Genomic DNA, 7896 nt, shown 5'->3' with positions numbered 1-7896 from the left:
GCGTCTGTGTAGATGTTGCCTTCCAGATTCCGCATACCGTCGGCCTATCTCAATGTTAGTCAATTTCGGGGCTCCGTCACTTTTCAGGCCTACTGCCTGACTGTCTACGCTTAGCACTCAACATTACTGCTGATAGCCCAAGACTCGCTATTGGCAACGCGGCTGCACGTTCTACCAAGCAGGGGTTCCACCTGCTAAATTACACGACCTTGCCCGGTCGCTCGCGGAATTCTGACTTCCGCTATCGTCCTAAATTGGATGCTCCAGACTAAATAACGGAATTTCAAGTTCCGTTATAGACCTTTAAAACACATAGCTACCCCCGCTTATAAAAAAGAGCTCGCTTGATGATTAAATACGAAAAATAGTAAGAATTCATTTATGTTAAGAACTTAGAAAGGGTACCCTGCTTCATACTTTGGCGCTCTAAAGAACTGTACTACCTAAATGGTTGATATTTTCTTAGGTATTTGGGGAGAGGATAGCATGTCCCTTCATCTATCTAGCCTAAGGGGCAAGCCTCGCTCACGCTAAGCTCCCTCCCTAAAACTATACAAAAAAAAGCCCCGCTTCATTACGACGCGAGGGCTAGTCTATAGCATCATTTGCTGCTTGAAGCTAGCCAAGCACAAGAACATACACATGATTAAGCTTTAACTATTTCACTGTTTTATTGTACAGCTGAATCTTGGAAGTTATTTCTTTTGCTGCTGCATCCAAAGCTTCCTTCGGAGACTTCTTGCTGTTGAGCACTTCTTCGATCGCACCTTCAACAATTTGTCTTGCTTCCGGGAATACACCCATGACCGCACCCTGTGTTGCTGTGTTCAGCTTTGTTTGGTGCAGTTGGTCAATCGCAGTCTGGAACTGAGGGAACTGTTTCAGGTTAGTCTTTACAATCTCTTCGTCATAAGCTTTTTTGGTGATCGGGAAGTATCCGGTATTCACGTGCCAGTATGCCTGCTCTTTAGGTGAAGTCAAGAATTTAATGAAGTCCCAAGCTGCTTTTTGCTCATCATCGGGACGATTGTTCATCATCCACAAGCTGGCTCCACCGACAACGACGCCGCCCTCTTTCGCATCTGCAGGTTTCGGGAGGAAGCCTGTGCCCACTTCGAATTTGCCGCCAGCGCTGTCAACAAGCCCTTTAAGTGCTGCCGTGGACTCCAGGATCATCCCTACCTGCCCAGCGGAAAATGCCTTCTTGGAATCATCTGTCTTGCGGCCCAGATTGTTTGCGGCCTTCGTGTCCACCAAGTCCTTCCACCAGGTCAACACTTTCACGCCCGCATCCGAGTTCACTTGTGATTCGGTTGCCATCGAGGTCCGACCGTTCCCGTTGTTTATGAATTCCGCACCTTGGTTGGCGAATAACTGCTCTATGAACCAGCCGTAAATCGCAAAATTTGCTCCAGTAGCTTTACCGGACTTGGTGATGGCATCTGCCGCAGTCTTCAATTCCTCGAAAGTTTTCGGAGGTTTCGCAGGATCAAGACCGGCTGCTTTAAACAAATCTTTGTTGTAGTAGAGAATCGGATTAGATGTATTAAACGGCATAGAGTATAGTTTGCCGCTCAGGGTATAGTAACCAGCAATATTCGGTTCCAACTGCGACGCATCCCACTTATCTGCATCAATGAAATTTTGCATCGGTGTAATCGCTTTGGAATCGATCATGAAGCGACTGCCGATCTCGTACATCTGTACGACTGAAGGACCTTCGCTTGTACCCATCGACGCCTTCAGTTTGCTGAGCAGGTCATCGTAACTTCCTTGATAAACCGCTTCTACTTTTATTTTATCCTGGGAAGCGTTATAATCGGCCGCCATTTGCTCAACGACTTTAGTATTCGCTCCACCCATCGCATGCCAGAAAACCACTTTCTTAGGTCCGCTTGCTGCAGTTGCTCCTGGTTTGGCTGGCTCTGGTTTCTTACTGTCCGTGCTTTCCCCCATATTTACACTACATGCCGAAAGAAACATCATGGTGGCTGCCAAAACTAAGCTCGTAAACCCTTTTTTCCCCATTGTCTATACATCTCCTCGCTTAAAGTGAATGAAAATATATGATTAGCCTGTTAGGTAAACAGACGGATCAACGCTAATTTAACCTTTCAATGCGCCTGAGGTAATTCCACGTACTAGCTGTTTCACTCCAAAGGCCAATAGAAGAAATGAAGGAAGCAGAACCAGCGTCACTCCAGCCAAAATCAAGTTCCACGACATAACCTCGGCATGCTGCAGCATAGCAACTCCAATTTGTACTGTTCTCATGGAAGCCCGGTTCGTAATCAGAAGGGGCCATAAATAGTGGTTCCAATGCGTAAGGAAAACATACACCGCCAAAGTGGCTAGAGCAGGACGTGAAAGCGGAAGCACAATCGAGAAAAAATTTCTGAGATGACCGCATCCGTCGATTTTGGCCGCATCAAACAGCTCATTGGGCAGCTGCAGGAAAAATTGGCGAAGTAAGAACACCCCGAAGGCACCGGCCATAAAGGGAACGATCAGTCCCTGGTAGCTGTCCATCCATCCCCAATCCTTAATAGTCAAATAATTCGGAATGATGGTGACTTCCCAAGGAATCATCATGGTCGAAAGAAAGACGACAAACAGAATATTTTTCCCCTTAAAATTCAGAAATGAAAAGGCATAAGCTGCCAGGCTTGACGTAATAATCTGGCTCACAGTGATCCCCGAAGAGACAATAACACTGTTAAGAATAAAACGGATGATTGGAAAGCCGACAATGGCGTTCTTGAAATTATCCATATACAGCTGAGAAGGAAATAAGGGGGGCGGGAAGTTCGAGACTTCCTTATCTGTCATGAACGATGAAAATACCGTAAATATAAGCGGATACAAAACCACTAGAGCCAGCACCATCAGCAATAAGTAATTCAGAGTCGGCGCGATTCTTTTCGCTATCATTGATAATGCACCTTCTTTTCCAGAACTTTAAACTGCACTACGGTCAAGATCATAATAATCGCGAAAAGAATCAAAGCCTGTGCACTTCCAATCCCAAAACGGAAATTAACGAAAGCGTCTTGGTAGATGGAATATACGATTACATTGGTTGTATTCATTGGACCGCCCTTTGTTAAAATGTGAATTTGGCCGAAAGCCTGAAAAGCACCAATCACAGACACGATCAGGGCAAAGAAAATGGTAGGTGTTAAAAGCGGGAGTACGATTTGGACAAAGGTTCGTACCGGACCAGAACCATCCACTTTAGCGCTTTCATAAATTTCTTCCGGAACCCCTTGCAGACCGCTGGACAGGACGATAAACAAAAAACCCATATTCATCCATATCGTCATAAGAGAGATTGACACCAATGCCCATGAAGGACTCGTTAACCAGGGGATCTGATCGATATGCACAAGACTTAAAAAGTAATTCAGCATCCCTGCAGTCGGATGGAACAGCAAGAACCAGATGATGGACCCTGTACCCACCGATATGACGATTGGCAGGGAAAATATGAATTGGAATATTTTCATGCCCCGTAATTTGTTATGTGTGATGGCCGCCAAAAATAGAGACCATATGATCGAAGTGGGCACAGTTAGCAGGATGAATAGCAACGTCACTTTTAAATTCGAATAGAACTGTCCGGATCCAAGTAAATCCATAAAATTTTCGAGACCAACAAATTCAACGACCCTTCCTCTCGGGTCCGTAAGCGTCATACTTAAGTAAATCGATTTGGCCATTGGATAAAAAAGAAACGTAACAAACAAGATCAGGGAGGGAGCTAAAAATAAATAAGCTAAAACATTCTCCCCCCCGTTCTTTTTCTTCGTTCGAACTCTTTCATCCACCCTTAAGTTTAAAGCGCTTTCATTATTTGGCATTCGGCATACCCCTTTCTTATGAGTTGCATTCTTATTGAAGGTAAAGCGCTTTCTCTTTGTCTTTGGGTTAATCCATCATTTTTCCTGTTTCGCCCCTTTCAGAGAACCAAGTGAATAATAAGAGAATAAAAAAACACATAAATTAACATGTCTTATTTAACATGCAATCTATGTGAATCTCTTAATCTCCGTCACAATTATTAACTTGATCACATCATACCTGTTAACCCATATATTGTCAACTAAATTATATTATCATTCTATTCTAAGATCGGGACGAATAGAACGTAAATAATTCAGGCTTCTGCCTATTCCTTCTACCACATCGTCCACCTGTTCATATTCGATCAGATAGACACCTTGAAAGGACACATCCTTCAGCAGCTCATCATAATTCAGATCATCGTCACCAGGCGCGCATGCTACCCAATAATTATCAGTCTGTTTCCAATCCTTCAAGTGACAGTAATTGATCCTTCCTCCCAGCAGTTTAGCGTAATCCGCCAATGGCCTCGATGAATCAACGGCTTTTAGATTACCGGGATCGAAGTTGAAGCCGACAGTGGACGGCAATTCTTTAAGCAGCCGCTGCAAAGAGTTCCACTCCGTGGATGTCGTATGTTCATGGATGAATCCATTGTTTACTGGAGTATTGCGCCCATGTGTCTCAATAGAGATCACCATGCCAAATTCCGAGCAAAGATCATTCATCTCGACAAACGCCTGCAGCATCCATGCCCAGCGTTCCTCCGTCATCTCAGCAGCAAGCTCGAATCCTGTGAACAATCGAACATGGGTAGCATTCAGGCGGGAAGCAAGCCGTATGTCATGAGCTACCCGCTCCTTCATCTTGCTTAATTGCTCCTGTCCTCCTATTGTAAAATCGTTGTCCAATGCCACGAACGGAGCTTTGATACCGTAATCCTTCATACAAGTTAAAAGATCGTCTATACCCTGTTGGCCGATATCCCTTTGAATCCGTCCGGGAAAATCACCCCCTATTCCAAGCTCCAAATAACGAAGATCGAAATTTCTTGCAATCCTGCAATGGTCTTCTATCGAACGATACTGTAAGCCCCATTCCCCTAATCCTACGATCATGATATACTTCCTCCCATTATTGAAAGCATTAAGAACTAGCCTGATCAAGCTCATTTAGTACTAACTCCTGCTTTGTTTCAGGATTGGTAATAACGCCCTCCTTAGAAATATTTTTTAATAAGGCGCTTCAATTCATATCTCATCAAAATTGTCTGTTCGACAGGACTCATGCCGGCAGCCTCTTCAGCAGGACCATTAGAAAATTCCATGGCTATAATCCCTTTCCATTTGAGCCCGCGCAGTCTTTTCATAATCCGGTCATAATCAATCTCCCCGAACTCATAAGGACATTTCGCCCAACCAACCGCAGACTGCCGGGCATGCATGTGACCCATATATTCAAGAAGCTGCATAGACTCTTCCTGATCGATTCCCTTTGCTTGAAAATGCAAGAAGTCTAATGTAAACTTCAAGCCTTGTACTTGCTGTGCCATTTCCAGCGCTTTAGCCGGGAGCTTCAACAGCGAATGCATGCTGGGTTCCACATGGAACTGAACGCCATGATCGGCGGCAATGCTAACCATTTTTCTTAGAACCTCTGCCGCGTATTCAAAAGAACGCTCATAGCCCATATCTTTTCTAAGCAAGCCTGCTGATCCAACAATACTTGAAAAACCGGACTGGCTGGCAAACCTGCAGATTTTATCAAAATTCCCATACAAGGAATCTCTTTGATGAACTTCAAGCTCACTAGGGCTATAGCTTTGTCCATTCAGCTGCATATTGCCCATAAAATATTCAGCCAATTTAATGTTATATTTTTGGGAGAGCTCTTTCGCAATTTGGGCTTGTTTATCCGGGTTCTCCAGAACATCCGCTTGCTTTATAGTCTCAACGCCATCTACATCGATGTATTCAAAGCCTAATTTTTTAATAAACGAAAAGGTTTCATCCTGGGTTCCTGGCCCATAGTTTCTTGAATGGCAGCTAAGCCCGATCATATGTTTGCACCTCATCTAAAATGTTGGCATTCGCAAATGTTATCGTTAATACGGATGTTAGTCGATTTGATTTTGCCGATGACATTCCTCAATAACCGCGACACGCTGGCGGACTTGATCGAGGGTAACTTCCAAAGGAGCCTTATGAATTATGGTTTGATATAGCATGTTATAAAAGGTTTCCGTCATAGTGTTCATCAATTTTTTGTTGCTCGGGTCTCCCTCGTAATCCCAGCTCTCTTCATACCACTTCAGCTGCTCCCGGCAGTATGCAGGCTCGCCTTGCTCATTGGCAATAGGCTTCGTATCCAGCTCATGCTCTTGCGCTTCCTCCGGCTTGAAATATTTCCAATCCAAATGGGTCGTTGTCCCTTTAATCCCGCCATTGGTTCCTTGAATGTGGTACGTGCAGTTTGGATAGCTGTTGCAGGAGGAAACCTCTATATCAATAACAGGCCGGCCTTTGCCATGCAAAATTACCTTCACATAATCTTCCGCATCACCTGAAGTATTGGCTCTATCCATAAAACAGGTGACATTGGGCATCAAGTCCGTACCGAAAATTTGCAAAGCCTGATCAACTGAATGTGGACCGTTGTTCAGCAGATTGCCGCCGTTGTTCGCCTGAAGCGTCTGCCAATCCCACCTGCGGGAGAAATTGCTATCCACAATGCTGACATGTACCACCCTGCCGATTATTCCCGAATCTATAAGTTCCTTCACTTTCACAAATCCGGGAGTGTATCGTTTTTGATGAAAGGCAACCAGCAGCTTGCCTGACCTCTTGGCTGCTTCTTCCAGCATATCCAGCTCGGCAACGGTTCGGGCAACAGGCTTCTCGCAGACTACATTGAACCCATTTTCAAGAAATAAGCGGGTAACCGGAACATGCAGCTGACTGGGAGCCGCATTGACGATTAAGTCTATGTCAGTCCGACCAAGCAAATCGTTGTAATCCGCTACGACATCGCATCCATAATCCCGCTTAGCTCTTTCCAATCTTTCCGGTACCGCATCAGCTATAGCCACAATTTCATATTGCTCTTTCATACCGCTTAACGAGTTCGTATGAATGTTTAATCCACTGCGGCCTTGGCCGATAATAGCTACTCTTATTCTACTCATCGCAACTCCTCCGATGCACTCCTCATATACTGCGCATATTGAGGGAAAGCCACTTCCGGTTCTTCCAATTCCTCAAGATACCAAGCCTTTTCCCATTCATACACATAATAACCTTCATAACCCTTGTCCTTAAGCAGCTGAAACATACCCTTCAAAGGAATATCACCTTGGCCGGTAAGTACGTATTTATGAGGGTGTCTGCGGCCTGTTCCATCCACCTTGACCGAATCCTTGACATGGGTATATTCAATCCACTGGCCCAAAGCATTCCATGTATCTTCTGGTTTCTCGCCGATTGTGCGGTACGGATGATGCAAATCCCAGAGGACGCCGGCGCCTTCATGATTCACCTGCTCCATCACCGGCTGCATATAACGGCAATCGGTCCAATCATCATGCGTTTCCACCAATACTTTGGCTCCGGAAGCAGCAGCGATTTGGGCCATTTCCTTCAGATGCTTCACGATTAAACGCGTAGCTTCCGTTCGGTCGAGATCCCCTATTTTACCGCCGAAAACCCGTATGTATGGAGTCCCGAAAGCTTCGCATAGCCGTGTATATTCCTTGACTTCTTCGAGATTTTGCTCGAATTTTTCTGCTGACACCGCTTGCACGGAACTGGAGAAACAGGATACCTTCAACCCAGCGTCCTTAATGAGAGCCAGTGACTCTTTCACATTCGTCGATAGCTCCGGAAGCTTCCATACATTCATTTCACCTTGCAAGCCACGGAAATCGATAGCGTCAAAGCCGTACTCCACAGCATTCCTTACAATCTGATCAAGCGACCAACCGGGACAACCTAACGTAGTAAACGATAACTTCATTTTTTTTATCTCCTCTATGCAATATTTTTGGAATATGCGGCG

At 45.0% G+C, this 7896-nt stretch carries 7 protein-coding genes; all 7 read right to left on the bottom strand.

Translation table 11 applies throughout. The features are described from left to right. Positions 1–657 precede the first annotated feature (657 nt). The 7 genes from NV381_RS29415 to NV381_RS29385 all read right to left on the bottom strand — a co-directional run bounded on the left by NV381_RS29415 (position 658) and on the right by NV381_RS29385 (position 7854). Positions 658–2028, bottom strand: a complete 1371-nt coding sequence (locus tag NV381_RS29415) for an ABC transporter substrate-binding protein (RefSeq protein WP_258216871.1) — start codon at positions 2026–2028, stop codon at positions 658–660. Positions 2029–2106: 78 nt separating this feature from the next. Further along, positions 2107–2931: a carbohydrate ABC transporter permease gene (locus tag NV381_RS29410; RefSeq protein ID WP_258216870.1), complete on the bottom strand. Its 825-nt coding sequence runs from the start codon at positions 2929–2931 to the stop codon at positions 2107–2109. Further along, entirely contained in the window at positions 2928–3860 is a 933-nt protein-coding gene (locus NV381_RS29405; RefSeq protein WP_258216869.1) for a carbohydrate ABC transporter permease, read from the bottom strand. The genes NV381_RS29410 and NV381_RS29405 overlap by 4 nt, the downstream gene beginning before the upstream one ends. Positions 3861–4115: 255 nt before the next feature. After that, the gene (locus tag NV381_RS29400) at positions 4116–4961 is read right to left on the bottom strand and encodes a sugar phosphate isomerase/epimerase family protein (protein ID WP_258216868.1); all 846 of its coding nucleotides are present in this window, start codon (positions 4959–4961) and stop codon (positions 4116–4118) included. A gap of 101 nt (positions 4962–5062) precedes the next feature. Next, complete coding sequence (locus NV381_RS29395) at positions 5063–5902, bottom strand: sugar phosphate isomerase/epimerase family protein (RefSeq protein WP_258216867.1); 840 nt, start codon at positions 5900–5902, stop codon at positions 5063–5065. Between the two features lie 57 nt (positions 5903–5959). After that, positions 5960–7027, bottom strand: coding sequence for a Gfo/Idh/MocA family protein (locus NV381_RS29390; protein WP_258216866.1), 1068 nt, complete (start codon positions 7025–7027; stop codon positions 5960–5962). Beyond that, the gene (locus NV381_RS29385) at positions 7024–7854 is read right to left on the bottom strand and encodes a sugar phosphate isomerase/epimerase family protein (protein WP_258216865.1); all 831 of its coding nucleotides are present in this window, start codon (positions 7852–7854) and stop codon (positions 7024–7026) included. The genes NV381_RS29390 and NV381_RS29385 overlap by 4 nt, the downstream gene beginning before the upstream one ends. Positions 7855–7896: the final 42 nt, after the last annotated feature.

The sequence above is a fragment of the Paenibacillus radicis (ex Xue et al. 2023) genome (genome assembly GCF_024722015.1).
GTDB lineage: Bacteria > Bacillota > Bacilli > Paenibacillales > NBRC-103111 > Paenibacillus_S.
The sequence above is the reverse complement of the archived record's forward strand: the minus strand, read 5'-3'. Positions and strand labels throughout refer to the sequence as shown.